Source organism: Mycobacterium sp. NGS62 (assembly GCF_059812285.1).
Genome location: NZ_JCALCK010000007.1, coordinates 75,207 through 90,508 on the forward strand (window position 1 = coordinate 75,207; position 15,302 = coordinate 90,508).

Consider the following 15,302-nt stretch of genomic DNA (forward strand, 5'->3'; position numbering starts at 1 on the left):
GGTGGGGCGAATCGCCTGGTCATGGTTTCGGCACCCGGTTAAAAGCCGCGAATTCCCGGCTCGACATGAACGCCTGATCACACCCGAAGAGCTGCTGCGCTTCGGCGTGTAGTCCCCGGCGCCCACTAACCATTAGATCCACTTTAGTTTGCTCACATTGATCGGTTTGTTATCTGGCTGCGCTGGGCTCGAAATCCTCCGGGTGATCAGCCGTGAGTCGACAGCCATTGCTGCGCCGTTACGATGCCGACTATGACGCCGGCGTCGCAGGCCGAACTCGGCCAGGCGGGCACATATCCGCGTGCTACGAGCTGACGCATGGTCAACATTCCCGATGTTGAGGCATCAAACCCCGACCGACTGACGCAAGCCGCCGGCCAGGCAGGTGCCTCGGCGGCTGCCATCCGGGAACAACTCAGCGCCGGGCGGCAAGCACTGATGCAGCTGCGTGATGGTTGGGAGGGGGCAGCCTCCGAGGCGGCCGCGACTCGTGTCGAGCGCACGTTGGCGCAGCAGCAACAACTGGCTGACACGCTGCAGCGGTTCCGATCGGTACTGCAAAGCGGAGGCGACCAACTGGCTGCGACGCGCGCCAGCACCCTGCGGATCCTTGAGCAGCTCCAGCAACAAGGCTGGCAGGTGGCACCGCACGGAACCGTCTCGGTCCGGCCCGACGGTCCATTACAGCGGTTGTTCCAATCGAGCCCGGTCAGTGCGATGCAACTGCGCCAGCTGGCAGCGACCAACTCGGTGTCGTTAGCCAGGTTGCTGGCCGAATACGACACCCAAGACCGCAGGCTCGCCCAGGACTTGCGGAATGCCATCAAAAGCCTGCCGGGCCATGTCACCGAAACACCGGGCAACCTGGGCGGCGCAGGCCCCACGATCCACGGGCCGGCCACGGTGCACACACCCGTTGAACAAAAACACGACGATTTGGGCGCGACGATCCCGGGCACCGGTATCCGGCTCGGCGGGGATGGCGTCGCCGCCGATGGCAGATCAGGCTATCCGCAGGTGCAAATACCGCGGATATACGACGGGGACAACCCGTTGCCGGTTCGCCGGGATGCGAATGGAAATCCGTTAGCGCGGCCCATTCCGACCGGTACCGCGATTGGCCCGAACGGCGAGCATTACGCGTTCTTTGCCCTCGTGCCGTATGAGAACAGCGGCGGCACCGGTGATCTCGGCTACCCGGTGCCGAAGACGGTCGTGGTAGATCTCGCCAATCTGGAACAACGTTTGTACGCCCTGGACGGTGTTTCACGGGCCAGCGGCGTTTTCGACCCGCAGAGCGGGCGCATGATCATCGTCGGAAACACCCCAGCGGGCGATCGCGCGATGTGGCGCTCTGAGCCCGTCGGGAAAAGCCGGGACTGGCGTAACTTGCTGCCTTCGCAGCCGTACAAAACCTTCAGCGGCGCCATGAACGGTAACCGGGAGAATCAGATCGTGGCACTTCCCAATGGCGGCGGGTACCTGTTGGTGAGCGCCACCGACGCCGGACCTGTCGAGGGCGTCGTGGGACGGACTCCCGAGGCATTGTTCGACGCGGTGCCCGAGCAACTCGTGGGCCCGATCCAAGACAGTGCCCACACATGGGGCTCACCCTATGGGCCGACCATCACCGAATTCATGGACAACGAGCGCGGACAATGGGTCGTGCACATGCGGGTGAGTATCTGCACGAATCCGAACGGGATGCCGCACAACCCGGAAACCTACGACACCACGTTCACGGTGACCCCGTGAGTTGGGCGCTCTAGCCAGATAGTCCCGACCCGCGGATCGCTTCGGCGAGCGACTCCACCACAGCCGGGTCGTGCGGCGGGGCGATGTACACGATGCCCAAGTCGAGAGCTTCAGCGTTCAGCGCGGCCGCATTTTCGATGACCTGTCCGTAGTTGCGGTCGTCACCGAGGAACAAGTGCGCAGACAGCATGATCTCCTTGGGATCCCGGCCGATATCTGCGCAGTGGGCCGCCAGCACGTCGCGCTTGCGCGCGAACTCCTCCGGCGTGCCGCCGACGAAGTTCCAGTGCTGGGCGTACCGCGCGGTGATACGCAGTGTGCGCTTCTCGCCGCTGCCGCCGATGCAGATCGGCGGATGCGGTCGCTGCGGCCCCTTGGGTTCGTTGCGAGCGCCTTTGAGCTGGTAGTGCTTGCCGTCGAAGTCGGTGGTCTCCTGGCTGAGCAGGCTGGTCAGCACCTGGCACGCCTCCTCGAACCGGTCGAAGCGCTCTTTGATGCTGCCCAGTTCAATGCCGTAGGCGCCGGACTCTTCCTCATTCCATCCCGCGCCGATGCCCAACTCGAGCCGGCCGTCGGAGATGATGTCCAGCGCAGCCGCCATATTGGCGAGTACCGCCGGATGGCGGTAGTGAATGCCGGTGACCAAGGTGCCCAATCGAAGTCGCTTCGTGGCTTGAGCCAGCGCGGTCAACGTCGTCCAACCCTCCAGGCACGGGCCGGTGGCATCGCTGAAGATCGGATAGAAGTGGTCGAAGGTCCACCCAGACTCGAAGACGTCGATATCGTCGGCCGCCTTCCAAACGGCCAGCATCTGGGCCCAGGTGGTGTGTTGCGGTGAAGTTTTGAACGCGAATCGCATGAGCCGACCGTAGTCCTCTAGGGCCGGTGACCGCACGGCTAGACTCACGAGACCATGTGCTGCGACCTCGGAATCGACACCAAAATCACGCTGCTGGCGGCTGGGCTGATCTTCCTGCTCGCGCTCGCTCTGGGTGTCTGGAAGTACCGGCAGATCGTCGTTGCCGATAACCACCGCGCACACCCGTACGTTGACATCGCGCATCGGGCCGCGCTGCTCTACTCGTTCGCCACGCTGCTGATCGCGGTTTTCGTCGAGCTGAGCGCCTGGTCAACCTGGGTGAACCTGACCGCCGCCCTGGTGGTGGTGTTCTTCTTCGTCGCCGCGATCGTGAGCTACATCGTCCACGGCGCACTGCGTGACACCACCAACCAATTCGAGCACCCCACCCGCGCTACGGGGGTGTCGATGGCGTTGCTGATCGTCGGTGAGATGGGCGGCTTCGCGGTGGTCCTGGCCGGGTTCATCGCGGCACAATTCACGTCCTAGCCGCTCCGGGCACACTGGTGTTATGGATCCGGTGGCCGCGCTGCGTGAGATCGCCTACTACAAAGACCGGGCGCGTGAAGAGCCCCGCCGCGTCATGGCCTACCGCAACGCCGCCGACATTGTCGAGGCGCTTGATGATGCCGAGCGGGAACGGCACGGCCAGGCCAATAGCTGGCAGTCGCTGCCCGGGATCGGACCGAAGACGGCCAAGGTGATCGACCAGGCCTGGTCGGGACGCGAACCCGATTATCTGATCGAATTACGTTCTGGCGCAAAAGACCTCGGCGGAGGCGATATCCGCGCCGCGTTGCGCGGTGATCTGCATCTGCATTCGAACTGGTCGGACGGCTCGGCGCCGATCGAGGAGATGATGGCCACCGCGGCGGCGCTGGGCCATGAATACTGCGCGCTGACCGACCATTCGCCGCGACTGACCATCGCCAACGGATTGTCGCCCGACCGTCTGCGTCATCAGCTCGATGTCATCGACGGGTTGCGTGAACAGTTCGCGCCGATGCGCATTCTGACCGGTATCGAGGTCGACATCCTCGACGACGGCAGCCTGGACCAGGAACCCGAACTGCTGGAACGCCTCGACGTCGTAGTGGCCAGTGTGCACTCGAAGCTGTCGATGGATTCGGCGTCGATGACCCGACGAATGCTGGCGGCCGTCGCCAACGAGCATGCCGACGTGCTCGGCCACTGCACCGGGCGCTTGGTCGCGGGCAATCGCGGCATTCGACCGGAATCGAAGTTCGACGCCGAAGCGGTGTTCACCGCCTGCCGCGATCACGGCACCGCCGTGGAGATCAACTCCCGGCCGGAACGCCGTGATCCGCCAAGTCGGCTGCTGGCCCTCGCGCTGGAGATCGGTTGCGATTTCAGTATCGACACCGACGCGCACGCACCGGGCCAACTCGATTTCCTCGGCTACGGCGCACAACGGGCGCTGGATGCCGGCGTTCCCGTCGACCAGATCGTCAACACCTGGCCCCTCGACAAGCTGCTGGCCTGGACGACGTCGTAGGGACGTTTAGCCTGGCGCGACCAGAGACACGAGTTCGGTTCCGTCGTCGGATAATTGGGCCATCGGGGCGCGAAGCGCATGGGGCGAGCTGATTTGAAAACGCTTCTTCGGTCGACTGCGCAAAAAATACCGGCAAGGGCCCGACCTGCGGGCCCTTAGACTGATCCAGGGTCTACGTCGCAGAAAGGGGTATCAGGGTGGGAGCGCTCGATGCCTTCATGACGACGTGGTCCAATGCGCGCTCGACAATGGGGGAAGGCACTCCCCAAGACGGCGCCCCCTTCGATCGCAGCAGTCAACTTCGGCAGGCACAAAGTTGGATGGAGTCGGCCGCGCCGGGAGCGCGGTGGAGCGGAACGGCCGCCGACTCCTATGCGGAAGCCAATAGCAAGCAGGGTCGGATGCTGGGGCGAATGGCGGAGCTGGACCAGCGGCTCGGCACCGAGGTTGATCGCTCAGCCGCGGTCGTGGCCGCCGGCAGACGCAACTTGGATGAGATTAAGCAATGGGTGCAAGATGCCGCGTCGGCGGTGCCCCCGGGCGCGGATCGGGAGCAGACGCTACTTCCGATCACGCGCAAAGGAATTGGTGATGTGGCCGATGTGGTCAAGCGAACCAACGGCGACCTCAGCGCGATCGGTGCGCGCATCCGCACCATTGGCAACGAGTTCCACGGACTTGGCCAACCAAACGACGGCGACGCCGCTGATGAACCCGGCGTGTCAACAGCTTTACCGGTCAAGCCTGCACCGCCCTGACCGCACGGCGATGTCCCGATCCAAAAGAATCCTGGCGAGCTGGGTCCGCCTCCGCTGCCGTACATCCCGCCGGGCACCAACCCTGGCGAATACACCGGGCCAACGGATAGCAAGGTTCCGTACACCGAATATCCCCCGGGGTCGGGGACGTGGTGGCCGGACTATCGTCCGCCGCCAATCGGAACCACGCAGCCCTAGGTCACTTCAGTCGGGCAGGTGGGGCATTTCGAGGCCCGGGTCGCGGCCGACCAAAACACCGCGGGTCAGCGCCGCCCTGCCGTAGCGGCTACGAACCCGATCGACGGCGGCTTCGAGGGACCGCGGTTCGGCCGCACCCGCGGTGAACGGCAGCATCAATTGCTCGGCACCGCTGCGGTCGATCTCCGAGACCGCAAACCCAACCATCGTCAGCCCGCGCTCGGCGATCAGCGGTGCGGCCGATGCGACCAGGAACCTTGCGGCGGCGAGGATGGGCGGCGTCGACGCCGTCGCCCACGGCAAGGTGTGCGACCGAGTGGCCCGGCTGAAGTCATCGAATCGCAACCGCAACAAGACAGTTCGTCCGGTGCGGCCTGCTGCCCGCATGCGCCCGGTAATCCGGTCGATCAGCGCGATCACGACCGCGTCGATCTCTCCCGACGACATCGAGTTGCCGGCGCGCCCAACTGCGCGTTGGGCGCCCATCGACCGTCGGCCCACAACGGGAGACACCCGACGGCGGTCGATGTTGTGGGACAGCGCATACAGCTGCCGACCCATCGCTTCGCCCACCAGTGATCCCAGCATGGAGCCGCTGAGTTCAGCGACATCGGCTACGGTTTCGATCCCGTGCGCGCGCAACTTCTCGGCGGTCTTGGCGCCCACCCCCCACAACCGGCGGATCGGCAGCGGATGCAGAAAAGCCAGCTCCTGCTCGGGCGGCACCAGCAGCAACCCGTCGGGTTTGGCTTCCCGGCTGGCGACCTTCGCCAGGAACTTGGTCCGGGCGATGCCGACGGTGATCGGCAGCCCAACCCGATCACGTACATCGACACGCAATTGCGCCGCGATCTGCACCGGCGGGCCCGAAACCCGGTGCAGCCCGGATACATCCAAGAACGCCTCGTCTACCGAGATCGGCTCTACCAGAGGCGTCGTGTCGCGGAACACCTCGAACACCGCGTGGCTGGCCCGCATGTACGCCCGCATCCGTGGTGGCACCACGACCGCGTGCGGGCACATCCGGCGCGCCTGCGCGCCGCTCATCGCGGTGCGCACGCCGTAGGCTTTGGCCTCGTAGCTGGCAGCCAGCACCACGCCGCCGCCGACGATCACCGGGCGGCCGCGCAACGCCGGATCATCGCGCTGCTCGACGGATGCGTAGAACGAATCCAAGTCGGCGTGCAGGATCTCGGCTGCTGGACCGGACGCGCATCGCACGAACATATGTTCGCATTAGACACTGACAGGCTACGTGGGTTCTCCGTAGATGCTGCTGACCCAAATGTGGGCAAGGGTGTCGACGAGGCACTCCTCGGGGACCGCCGGCTGCTCGGCGGACAGTGCCGCCATCATCGTGCGTTCGTTCATCTGGTTCAGTGACGTCGCCAGATCGCTCGCGGAAATCGTCTCCGGTGCTGCGCCGCGCGCTCGTTCGGCTTTGATCATCGCCGCAGTCTGGTCGATCCACTTCTGCATGAAGCCCGACCACACGCTGCGGATCTCGGCACTGGTGGCCAGCGCATCCGTACCCGCCCGGGCTACCGCCGGATGGGAAGCGAATGCGGTGAAGAAGGCCTTGATGCCACTGCGCCACACTCGGCGCGGATCGGCGGGTAGCCGCTGCACAGCGCCGTCGAACTCGGCGTCGACCCCCGCGATCAGCGGCTCCAGCAGCGATACCAGCACCGCCTCTTTGGACCGGAAGTAGAAGTAGAAGGTCGGCCGTGACAGCCCCGCGCCCTTGGCCAGGTCATCGACAGAAATGTCGGCGAACGACCGCTCTTGGAGCAGCCGCACGGCAGTCGCAAGAATTGCCTGCTCCCGGTCGTCGCCCGACGGACGCGTCGAGCGCCGGCCGCGGACTGCGCGGGTAGTACTGGGGGTGGCCACGCTGGTTACTTTACATGGTGTTGAGAATTTCGACAGGCTGTTGACTCACTCAACACGGTGTTGATACCGTGGCGCTATGACCGAACACCTCGACGTGCTCATCGTCGGAGCCGGCATTTCCGGCATTAGTGCGGCCTGGCACCTGCAGGAACGCTGCCCGTCGAAGAGTTATGCAGTCCTGGAACGCCGCGACAATCTCGGCGGCACCTGGGACCTCTTCAAGTACCCCGGCATCCGGTCCGACTCCGACATGTTCACCCTCGGTTTCCGGTTCAAACCGTGGCGGTCGGCCAAATCCATCGCCGATGGGGACTCGATCTGGAACTACATCAACGAGGCCGCCACCGAAAACGGCATCGACAAGCACATCCGATACCGCCACCGCGTCGTCGCCGCGGACTGGTCCGATGCCGACAACCAGTGGACCGTGACCGTCGACCACGACGGTCAGCAAAAGCGCATCACCGCATCGTTCGTGTTCGCGTGCAGCGGCTACTACAACTACGACGAGGGCTACTCCCCGACCTTCCCGGGCTCGGAGGACTTCGCGGGGACCATCATCCATCCGCAGCACTGGCCCGAAGATCTGGACTACGCGGACAAGAAGATCGTCGTGATCGGCTCCGGCGCCACTGCGGTGACTCTCATTCCGGCCCTGGTGAATTCGGGCTCGGGACACGTAACGATGCTGCAGCGCTCCCCGACCTACATCGGGTCACTTCCCGGAGTGGACCCAGTTGCCGTACGTGCCAACAAGTTCCTGCCCGCCAGGGCTGCGCACTTTGTGAATCGGTGGAAGGCGATCGGCTTCAGCACCGGCCAATACCAACTGTCACGGTGGTTCCCGAAATTCATGCGCAACCTGCTGATGACGATGGCGGAGCGCCGCTTGCCCGCAGGCTACGACGTTGAGAAGCACTTCGGCCCGCGGTACAAAGTCTGGGACGAGCGCCTCTGCCTGGCGCCCGACGGCGACTTCTTCCGCGCCATCCGGCACGGCAAGGCCGACGTTGTCACCGACACCATCGACCGGTTCACCGAGACTGGTATCAAGCTCAGCTCCGGTGAGGAACTCAAGGCTGACATCATCGTCACTGCCACGGGTTTGAACATGCAGTTGTTGGGCGGAGTGAAGCCGTCCAAAAACGGTAAGCCCATCGACCTGACCTCGTTGATGACGTACAAAGGCTTGATGTTTTCCGGAATTCCGAATTTCGCCATCACATTCGGATACACGAACGCCTCATGGACGCTCAAGGCCGACCTGGTTTCCGAGTTCGTCTGCCGCTTGCTGAACTATATGGACGCCAAGGGTTTTGACACCGTGGAGCCGCAGCACCCGGGTGCGGACATCGACGAGCTGCCGTTCATGGACTTCACCCCGGGCTACTTCCGGCGTTCGATGCACCTGTTGCCCAAATCGGGTTCGGAGGCGCCCTGGCGGCTCAAGCAGAATTATCTGCTCGACATGCGCTTGATCCGGTACGGCAGGGTGGACGAGAAATCACTGCGGTTCAGCAAACGCCCTGCAGCCGTGGCAGTCTCGGCCTAGCAGCGTTAAACGGTCTCCGACGCCGCAGCGACGACGACGATCCCGTCGTCGTCGCTGTAGGCCATGTCACCCGGTACGAACCGCACCCCGCCGAACTCGACCGGAATGTCACGCTCGCCGCTGCCGGTTTTGGTGCTCTTGCGGGGGTTGGTGCCCAGTGCTTTGACGCCGAGATCGATGTCGCGCAGAGCTGACGCGTCCCGAACAGCGCCGTACACAACCAGCCCGCTCCAGCCGTTGGAGCGGGCCAACTCGGCGATGACGTCACCGACCAGCGCGCAGTGCAACGAGCCCCCGCCGTCGATCACCAGCACCCCGCCGTCACCCGGTTCGGAGAGCACCGACTTCAACAACGCGTTGTCCTCGAAGCACCGTACGGTGCTGATCGGACCGGCGAATGTCGTGCGGCCGCCGAACTGGCGAAACTGGCTATCGCAGCTGCGGACATTAGGCCCGATGTCGTCGACCAGGTCGGCGGTGGGCCGAAAGGTCACCGTCACCTTCAGTTGCCGCGCCGACGCAGCTGGCGAACCAGCAGCAGCGCCAGCAGGCTGACCGCGACAGCCACCGCCAGCGGAACGGCAGAACGGCCCGGCGGCGGTGGCACCGCTGGCTGCCCGGACATCGGGTTCTTTGCGGCGGCTACAGTTGACTTCGCCTGTGCCGCAGCTTCTTTGGCGCCAGCGGCCAACTGGCCGTTGGTGTCGGCCCGCTTGGCGGCGCTGGGCTGGGCTTTTTTAGCGGGTACCTTCTTGGCCGGAGCTTTCTTGGCCGGTGCCTTCTTGGCGGCTTTCTTGGCTGGTGCTTGTTTTTTGGCCGCCTTGGCGGGCGCCTTCTTTGCAGCGGCTTTTTTTGCGGCTTTCTCCGGGGCCTTGTCGGCAGGCGGTGCGGGTGGTGGCGCCTTGTCGGCGGGTGGCGCGGGCGGCGGCGCCTCGTCGGCGGGCGGCGCAGGTGGTGCGGGCGGCGTCGGTCCGGCGCCGGGTGCGTCCTCGGGTGAGGCGTCGGGTGTGTTGTCCGGTTGATCCTGCGGGTCTGCCATGCGGCTGCTCCTTTGCAGTTTCTCGTCGCGTACACCAGTCGCGGGACACCAGCGGTCGGGCTCCATCATGCCAGCCGGGGTTGTCGACCGCTGGTCGTGTCTGCTGGTCGCGGTCAGGACCGGCGTCGCGTCGTCCAGAATGCGGCAGCACCAACGGCCAGCACAGCTCCGGCCACGAACGGCCAGACGGGGGCGGCGTCGTTCGAGGTGTCATCCGGATATGGGGAGGGCCCGGGCTCGCCGGTGCCGGGCACCGTCAGTCGGAACGTCCACGATCCCGACACCACATGGCCATCGGCCGAGGTCACTCGGTAATTCACCGTGTAGGTGCCGCTGGGACCCAGCGGCCGCACGCCGATGCTGACCACCGCTCCCTGCACCAGCGGTTCACCGGTTGACCACACGCGGCCGTCCGGCCCGAGGACATTCATCGCCGCGAAGGCGGGTTGCAACCGCTCGTTGAACGTGGCGCTGACCCGACTCGGGCCGGTGCTGAGGGCGGCATTCTCGGCCGGGTCGGTAGCAACCCGAACCGCGTGCGCAGCGGCGACGCCGGCGGTGCCGAGCGCGGTGCATGCGATCGCGACCAGCAGCAGCCCCGCCGCAGCCGAGCGTGCCAGCCGTGTCATGCCCGCCGCCGAACCAGCGCAACGGCAATACCGATGGCGCCGACCAGCAGGGCCGCGCCGGCCAGTAGCCGGGCAGTGTTGTCGGGCCGGCTTTGCAGACCGCTGCCCGAAACTGCCGCGGTTCGCGAGTCGGCAGCAGTCGTGTGCTGTCCCGGCGACGCGGTCGGTTCTGCCAGCGTCAGCATGGGCGCCGGATGTTCGGGCTCACCCCCGTCGGGCGCGGGCGGCTGGTCCCATTTGACCGCCAACCCGTCCGAATACGTCTGGACGGCCGGGAAGCTGACGGAATCCGCGTCGGGCAGCGTCACCGATATCCGGAACAGTGCGAACTGATCCGCTGGGATACCGCTGTTGGACGCGGCAGTCCAGGTGACCGACTTGACGGTGCCGGCCGTGACGTCACGGTCGAGGCGAGCCGTCCAACCGGGCATGGATTCGGTACTGGCCGAAGCCACGTCAGGGAGCGTGACGGTCAGTGCGGTGGTGAGGGCTCCCGTCGTGGACTCGTTGGGTACCGAAAAAGTGACGAGGGCATGGCCGCCGCGCACCGCATTGTCGCTGACCGCCCGGACATGAGCCGACGCCGGCGCGATGCCGATCGTCGGGCCGAGAAACAGGGTGATGGCCGCCGCGACCGTGATCAACGCCCGTGAAGCCACGTCAGGCCAATCCGAGTCGTGCCATCAAATCGGCATCGATCTCATCGAGTTGCTTGGAGATTGCGGCGTGGGCGGCGCGGCGACGTGGGGTGGGCATATTTTCGGCGGCAGTCACGGCTGCTGCCAAGTCACGGAGCCGTTCGGAAATAGCCGCGACGAATTGCTTGGTCTCGGCGTCTTTGGGCCGATTCTCCTGCACGGTTCGCAGCGATTGCTCAGCGCCGGCGACACGGGCCGACAATTGCGCGCCGTGCCCGGAGAACTGCCCAACTCGTGCCAGCGGAACGCCCAGCTGGTCAGCTCGGCGCTGGTCCAACAGTCCACGTACCGCCGTCGCGCCCCGGTAAACCAGCGGTACCACGACCGGCGCTAACAGTCGTGAGACGGTCAGTACCCGCCGAATCCGGCTGGGCGAGAACAACTTGCCCTCGCGCGCCGCCTTGAGCTGCGCCTCGGCGGCCTTCACCGTTGAGCGGTCACTGTCCCGTTGAGCCTTCAACTGCGCTTTGAGCGCTTTGGTTTCGGCGCGTTGCGCGGACTTGAGACGACGGGCCTCGTTCTTTGCGGCCAGCTTGGCCTCGAGTTTGGCGCGCGCCTTGATCGCCCGGGCCTCGGCACGACGCAGTGCGCGGCTTTTTCGCTTGCGGAACAGGCCCATTCCCGGCCGCCTCCCCGGTATCTCGGTGCGTATCGCCCTACGTCTACGCGATCGATGGGCCAACCCTAACGGACCGAACCGGCGACAGGTCGTCAGGTCGCGGCGGCTCAGGCGTCCAGGTGTTCCTTGCGCCGCAGCTCGTCGACCCGTTGCACGATGTCTTGCTGCGCTTCCGGCGACAAGCCGCTGGCGCGCATCGCAATACGGCGGACACCCTCTTCACGCATCGTGGCCAGCCAGGACAACTCTGTGTCGAGCTTTTCGTAGTACTCGTCGTCGGTGAAGTAAGCCGGCTTGATCCGGAAGAAGTTTGCCAGCGCGGCCATGGTCGTCGTGGAGGGGTTCGTACGGTTGCCCGAGCGTAGCTGCGACAGGTAGGGAGCCGACATCGTGATGCCTTCCGACTTCAGCGCCGCGATCACCTCAGCAGATGTATGCGGCCCACGTCCGGGCGGATACACGGTGTCGAATAAGCGATTCAGCCGGGCAGCGAACGTCGTGCTCATCGATATGACCTCCACCAGGTTGGTAGCACGAATGACTCAGGCACGTATTTGCTGATCATCGTAGCGACACTTATCGCCACAACCAAGTGCAAACCCTTGCGGAATTGTCGAGGGCGGCCCGTACCGCCGTCGACGGAACACCGAAACGCAACGCTTGCCGCACACAGCGCATACACAAGATGCACCAAGCGAATTGTGCAGCAGATCCGTCGTCGTCGTCGCAGGCACTGGCGCACGGTGCCTCGCTCGGGTGAGCGAAGCGAGCGCCGGGCAACCAGCGCGCGGCGCAGACGAGCCGAGAACCAACTTTGCTGTCGGCCCCATAACGCGTCTCAACTGATGCCCCGCGACGCCTCTGGGATCGGGGCCGCGGCAGGCGGCCGGCGGACGAATCGCACCGCCGCGAAGGTTCCTGCGACGAGCGCGGCCGACCCGGTCACGGCGACGGCGACCCAGCGCCAGCCCAGCGCGCCGTCGAACAGCATCCACAACCCGAACAACAGGAACAACAGACTGGCCAACACGTGCAACAGCCCCTCCGGCAACCGCCGGTGCAGCAGGATCCCCGCGGCGATCGCCAGGCCGTCGGCGACGACCATGGCTACCGTCGTACCGATCCAAACGCCGGCCCAGTTCTTATCGCTCGCCAGCGCGACGGTCGCCAGCGTGGTTTTGTCCCCCAACTCGGCAAGCAGAAACGACGACACGACGGCGAGCAGCGCGAACCGGGGCTCACGGACGGGGCGAACGTCGTCGCCCGCATTGGTGCCCTCGCGCCACGTCCACACCGCGAACGCCAGGAACGCAACTGCGGCCGCGAAGGCCATCGGCTTGGCCGGCAGCGTCAGACCCAGGAAGTGGCCGATGGCCACCGAGACTCCGTGCGCCACACAAGCGGCGATGCCCACGCCGGTCAAAACCACCCACCAGCGGTAACGGAGCGCGTACGTCATGGTGATGAGCTGCGACCTGTCGCCGAGTTCGGCGAGGAAGACCACTCCGAAGCTCAGTAGCGCGGCTGCGAGCATGTTTGGTGACCTTTCAGCGCGTCGCTGACGATCGAGGTTTCCCTTCGCTCGTCCAACGTCGGGTCGAAGGTCTCTCCCAATGCCCGGGTCGGACCGGCTCGCCGGCCGGCTATTCGCCAGTGTGTGACCCGATGAATGAGGGCCAGGGCCCTTCGATTTCCTCCGACAATCGCCCTCAGGCTAGCGGTCGTATCCGAAACGCACCAGCGGGCCGACGGAGTTCGGGTAGCCGTATTTCTCGATTCGATGTGCGGCTATTAATGATTCGCCCAATCGTCGGCGGTCGCCGGAATTCGTTATGCGGCAAGCAGCATCGCCAAAATCGCGGTATCGGGGTGGCTGATGGGATCGACACCAACGCGACTGACCATCGAAGTGATGGTCCCGTCGGCTTCTGCTTCTACCCATGCTGCGCGATGTTCCAGGCCCAGATACGGCAGCCCCGGCAACAGTACGCATCCCGAAGCTGCTCCGTTGCATTCAGGCAACGACGGTGTCGTCTCGGATGGCGGATGCAACATCAACAACGCCGGCGGCTGGTGTTCGGCGAAATAGCCTGGGGTAACCGCTGATTCGCCGACGACGGGCCCCTCCGCGAGGACCAGCCCGACCGTGCCGGGCTGAGGTGCATCCGGCAGCTCTTCACGGGCACCGAATACCGTTGTTGTAGAAAGCAATCCAGGCAGCGACGCAACTCTGACGGCCACCATCAGCAGCTGCGCCCATTCCTTGGTCGAATCGGGCCAACGGCCAGAGATCACGAACCCCTTCAGGGCGCCATGAGAGTGGAATGGGGCGACTTCGACGGCCCGGCCTGACCCTGTTTCCATGTGGCCCTCCGCGATATGCAAGCGGGTCGATGTGCTCAGCATGCGTTAGCGCTGGAATACCCGCAAGCCGACACGGCCAATCAATCGACGGTGTCGCGAAAGGATCACGGCCAAAAAAGTCGGGGCGCCGCGATAACCGCGACGCCCCGGGTACTGCTCGAAAGTCAGCCGGCGATCAATCCCTTGGTCTTCGAGCTCGCAGCCGCGTAGCGCGACTGCACGTCGTCCCAGTTGACGACATTCCAAAATGCCTTGGAGAAGTCGGCCTTGACGTTCTTGTACTGCAGATAGAACGCGTGCTCCCACATGTCGAGTAACAGCAGTGGAATGACGCCCAGCGGGAAGTTGGTCTGGTGGTCGTATACCTGGAATACGAGCAGCTTCTCGCCGAGGTTGTCCCACCCGACTGCCGCCCAGCCCGATCCCTGCACGGTGTTGGCGGCCGCCGTGAATTGTGCGCGGAACTTGTCGAACGACCCAAATGCGTCGTCGATCGCGGCGGCGAGCTCACCGGTCGGTTTGTCACCGCCATTGGGGGACAGGTTCTTCCACCACATCGTGTGGTTGACGTGGCCGGCGAGGTTGAATGCCAGGTTCTTCTCGTTCAGCAGAATCGAGGAGTGGTCATCCTTGCTGCGCGCCTCGTCGAGTTTGGCCAGCGCATCGTTGGCGCCCTTGACATATGTCGCGTGGTGCTTGCTGTGGTGAAGCTCGTTGATTTGTCCCGAGATGTGCGGCTCGAGCGCTCCGTAGTCCCAGTCCAAATCTGGCAAGGTGTAGTCAGCCACGGGGTTCCTTTCCTTCATCGTTGGTGAGCTGCGCCTGACGACCGATGGTGAGCTGCGTCCGACGCTGCACTCGCAGGGCTTTCACCCCGCGGGGGGCTAGCGTAATCAACCCTGCTCCATGACTACGCGCACCGCAACAACGAGTGCAACGAGTTGCATACCCGGCGGACGCGTCTTTAGACCAAAACGATGACCACGAGGACGGCCAGCAACACCAGGGCGATGAGACCCGCGCGCACTCCGGCCACCACGTAGGAGCGATTACACGCAGGCGAGCCGGCATACCAATGTGACGACGACGCCGCCGGCTGCGGCCCGATCGGTTGTGTCGTCATCGAATGACCCTGACCTGCACGTCCAACACGCCCCCAGTGAGATGAGTCACAAAGCAACTTCGGTGGTCGCGATAATAACGCCTCGCGAAGCGCGGGGAAAATTGATCCGCCAAAAGGCGGTTGACCTGCACTGCAGCACGGCCGCGTGCGAACCGACGCCGCTGTTGTCCGGGTTTTCGGACAGACCGGCCGCCTAACCGGACTACCGCCGTCGGGCGGCCGCGCGCGGGTGTTTAGCGTGACGATACATTTCGCTCGGCCGTCCGTAGGGCTGTCGACGGACGTGCCCGTTATCCGGT

The 15,302-nt window shown here is 64.8% G+C and carries 18 protein-coding genes; 5 read left to right on the forward strand and 13 right to left on the reverse strand.

What is annotated here, in order from left to right:
- Positions 1-318: 318 nt before the first annotated feature.
- A complete protein-coding gene (locus AC5Y49_RS17930) occupies positions 319-1,755 on the forward strand; it encodes a WXG100 family type VII secretion target (RefSeq protein ID WP_499889404.1) in 1,437 nt (478 codons plus the stop codon).
- 10 nt (positions 1,756-1,765) lie between these two features.
- Here the strand turns inward: AC5Y49_RS17930 and AC5Y49_RS17935 are convergent, their stop codons facing one another.
- Positions 1,766-2,614 carry an LLM class F420-dependent oxidoreductase gene (locus AC5Y49_RS17935; protein ID WP_499889405.1) on the reverse strand — a complete coding sequence of 283 codons (849 nt, stop codon included), beginning with the start codon at positions 2,612-2,614 and terminating at the stop codon, positions 1,766-1,768.
- A gap of 54 nt (positions 2,615-2,668) precedes the next feature.
- Here AC5Y49_RS17935 and AC5Y49_RS17940 point away from each other — a divergent pair, with 54 nt between their 5' ends.
- The 3 genes from AC5Y49_RS17940 (at position 2,669) to AC5Y49_RS17950 (ending at position 4,888) form a co-directional block, all read left to right on the forward strand.
- Positions 2,669-3,103, forward strand: coding sequence for a hypothetical protein (locus AC5Y49_RS17940; RefSeq protein ID WP_499889406.1), 435 nt, complete (start codon positions 2,669-2,671; stop codon positions 3,101-3,103).
- Between the two features lie 22 nt (positions 3,104-3,125).
- Positions 3,126-4,130: a PHP domain-containing protein gene (locus AC5Y49_RS17945; RefSeq protein WP_499889408.1), complete on the forward strand. Its 1,005-nt coding sequence runs from the start codon at positions 3,126-3,128 to the stop codon at positions 4,128-4,130.
- Positions 4,131-4,327: 197 nt separating this feature from the next.
- On the forward strand, positions 4,328-4,888 hold the full coding sequence (locus tag AC5Y49_RS17950; RefSeq protein WP_499889410.1) for an EspA/EspE family type VII secretion system effector: 561 nt from the start codon (positions 4,328-4,330) through the stop codon (positions 4,886-4,888).
- A gap of 204 nt (positions 4,889-5,092) precedes the next feature.
- Here the strand turns inward: AC5Y49_RS17950 and dinB are convergent, their stop codons facing one another.
- Positions 5,093-6,313 carry a DNA polymerase IV gene (gene dinB, locus AC5Y49_RS17955; RefSeq protein WP_499889412.1) on the reverse strand — a complete coding sequence of 407 codons (1,221 nt, stop codon included), beginning with the start codon at positions 6,311-6,313 and terminating at the stop codon, positions 5,093-5,095.
- Between the two features lie 24 nt (positions 6,314-6,337).
- Entirely contained in the window at positions 6,338-6,979 is a 642-nt protein-coding gene (locus AC5Y49_RS17960; protein WP_499889414.1) for a TetR/AcrR family transcriptional regulator, read from the reverse strand.
- Between the two features lie 76 nt (positions 6,980-7,055).
- Here AC5Y49_RS17960 and AC5Y49_RS17965 point away from each other — a divergent pair, with 76 nt between their 5' ends.
- Entirely contained in the window at positions 7,056-8,531 is a 1,476-nt protein-coding gene (locus AC5Y49_RS17965) for a flavin-containing monooxygenase (protein WP_499889415.1), read from the forward strand.
- Positions 8,532-8,536: 5 nt separating this feature from the next.
- On the opposite strand, the gene rraA is transcribed toward AC5Y49_RS17965, so the two are convergent.
- The 10 genes from rraA to AC5Y49_RS18015 form a co-directional block, all read right to left on the reverse strand.
- Positions 8,537-9,031, reverse strand: coding sequence for a ribonuclease E activity regulator RraA (gene rraA, locus AC5Y49_RS17970; RefSeq protein WP_499889416.1), 495 nt, complete (start codon positions 9,029-9,031; stop codon positions 8,537-8,539).
- Between the two features lie 2 nt (positions 9,032-9,033).
- A complete protein-coding gene (locus AC5Y49_RS17975; protein ID WP_499889418.1) occupies positions 9,034-9,570 on the reverse strand; it encodes a hypothetical protein in 537 nt (178 codons plus the stop codon).
- Between the two features lie 113 nt (positions 9,571-9,683).
- The gene (locus AC5Y49_RS17980) at positions 9,684-10,199 is read right to left on the reverse strand and encodes a copper resistance CopC family protein (RefSeq protein ID WP_499889420.1); all 516 of its coding nucleotides are present in this window, start codon (positions 10,197-10,199) and stop codon (positions 9,684-9,686) included.
- Positions 10,196-10,843 carry a YcnI family copper-binding membrane protein gene (locus AC5Y49_RS17985; protein ID WP_499889558.1) on the reverse strand — a complete coding sequence of 216 codons (648 nt, stop codon included), beginning with the start codon at positions 10,841-10,843 and terminating at the stop codon, positions 10,196-10,198. The genes AC5Y49_RS17980 and AC5Y49_RS17985 overlap by 4 nt, the downstream gene beginning before the upstream one ends.
- Before the next feature lie 16 nt (positions 10,844-10,859).
- A complete protein-coding gene (locus AC5Y49_RS17990; RefSeq protein ID WP_499889422.1) occupies positions 10,860-11,516 on the reverse strand; it encodes a DUF6474 family protein in 657 nt (218 codons plus the stop codon).
- Positions 11,517-11,623: 107 nt separating this feature from the next.
- Complete coding sequence (locus AC5Y49_RS17995) at positions 11,624-12,022, reverse strand: transcriptional regulator (protein ID WP_499889424.1); 399 nt, start codon at positions 12,020-12,022, stop codon at positions 11,624-11,626.
- 332 nt (positions 12,023-12,354) lie between these two features.
- Positions 12,355-13,050, reverse strand: a complete 696-nt coding sequence (locus AC5Y49_RS18000; RefSeq protein ID WP_499889426.1) for a TMEM165/GDT1 family protein — start codon at positions 13,048-13,050, stop codon at positions 12,355-12,357.
- A gap of 296 nt (positions 13,051-13,346) precedes the next feature.
- On the reverse strand, positions 13,347-13,880 hold the full coding sequence (locus tag AC5Y49_RS18005) for a peptidase (RefSeq protein WP_499889428.1): 534 nt from the start codon (positions 13,878-13,880) through the stop codon (positions 13,347-13,349).
- 164 nt (positions 13,881-14,044) lie between these two features.
- Positions 14,045-14,668 carry a superoxide dismutase gene (locus AC5Y49_RS18010; RefSeq protein ID WP_499889430.1) on the reverse strand — a complete coding sequence of 208 codons (624 nt, stop codon included), beginning with the start codon at positions 14,666-14,668 and terminating at the stop codon, positions 14,045-14,047.
- 176 nt (positions 14,669-14,844) lie between these two features.
- Positions 14,845-15,003 carry a hypothetical protein gene (locus AC5Y49_RS18015; RefSeq protein WP_499889431.1) on the reverse strand — a complete coding sequence of 53 codons (159 nt, stop codon included), beginning with the start codon at positions 15,001-15,003 and terminating at the stop codon, positions 14,845-14,847.
- Positions 15,004-15,302: the final 299 nt, after the last annotated feature.

Bases quoted from the DNA above. Each gene is read 5' to 3' on its own strand.
- AC5Y49_RS17945 (WP_499889408.1), top strand. From the start codon at position 3,126: ATGGATCCGGTGGCCGCGCTGCGTGAGATCGCCTACTACAAAGACCGG.
- AC5Y49_RS17975 (WP_499889418.1), bottom strand. From the start codon at position 9,570: ATGGCAGACCCGCAGGATCAACCGGACAACACACCCGACGCCTCACCC.
- AC5Y49_RS17930 (WP_499889404.1), top strand. From the start codon at position 319: ATGGTCAACATTCCCGATGTTGAGGCATCAAACCCCGACCGACTGACG.
- AC5Y49_RS18015 (WP_499889431.1), bottom strand. From the start codon at position 15,003: ATGACGACACAACCGATCGGGCCGCAGCCGGCGGCGTCGTCGTCACAT.
- dinB (WP_499889412.1), bottom strand. From the start codon at position 6,313: ATGTTCGTGCGATGCGCGTCCGGTCCAGCAGCCGAGATCCTGCACGCC.
- AC5Y49_RS18005 (WP_499889428.1), bottom strand. From the start codon at position 13,880: ATGGAAACAGGGTCAGGCCGGGCCGTCGAAGTCGCCCCATTCCACTCT.
- AC5Y49_RS17990 (WP_499889422.1), bottom strand. From the start codon at position 11,516: ATGGGCCTGTTCCGCAAGCGAAAAAGCCGCGCACTGCGTCGTGCCGAG.
- AC5Y49_RS17980 (WP_499889420.1), bottom strand. From the start codon at position 10,199: ATGACACGGCTGGCACGCTCGGCTGCGGCGGGGCTGCTGCTGGTCGCG.
- AC5Y49_RS18000 (WP_499889426.1), bottom strand. From the start codon at position 13,050: ATGCTCGCAGCCGCGCTACTGAGCTTCGGAGTGGTCTTCCTCGCCGAA.
- AC5Y49_RS17965 (WP_499889415.1), top strand. From the start codon at position 7,056: ATGACCGAACACCTCGACGTGCTCATCGTCGGAGCCGGCATTTCCGGC.
- AC5Y49_RS17995 (WP_499889424.1), bottom strand. From the start codon at position 12,022: ATGAGCACGACGTTCGCTGCCCGGCTGAATCGCTTATTCGACACCGTG.
- AC5Y49_RS17940 (WP_499889406.1), top strand. From the start codon at position 2,669: ATGTGCTGCGACCTCGGAATCGACACCAAAATCACGCTGCTGGCGGCT.
- AC5Y49_RS17935 (WP_499889405.1), bottom strand. From the start codon at position 2,614: ATGCGATTCGCGTTCAAAACTTCACCGCAACACACCACCTGGGCCCAG.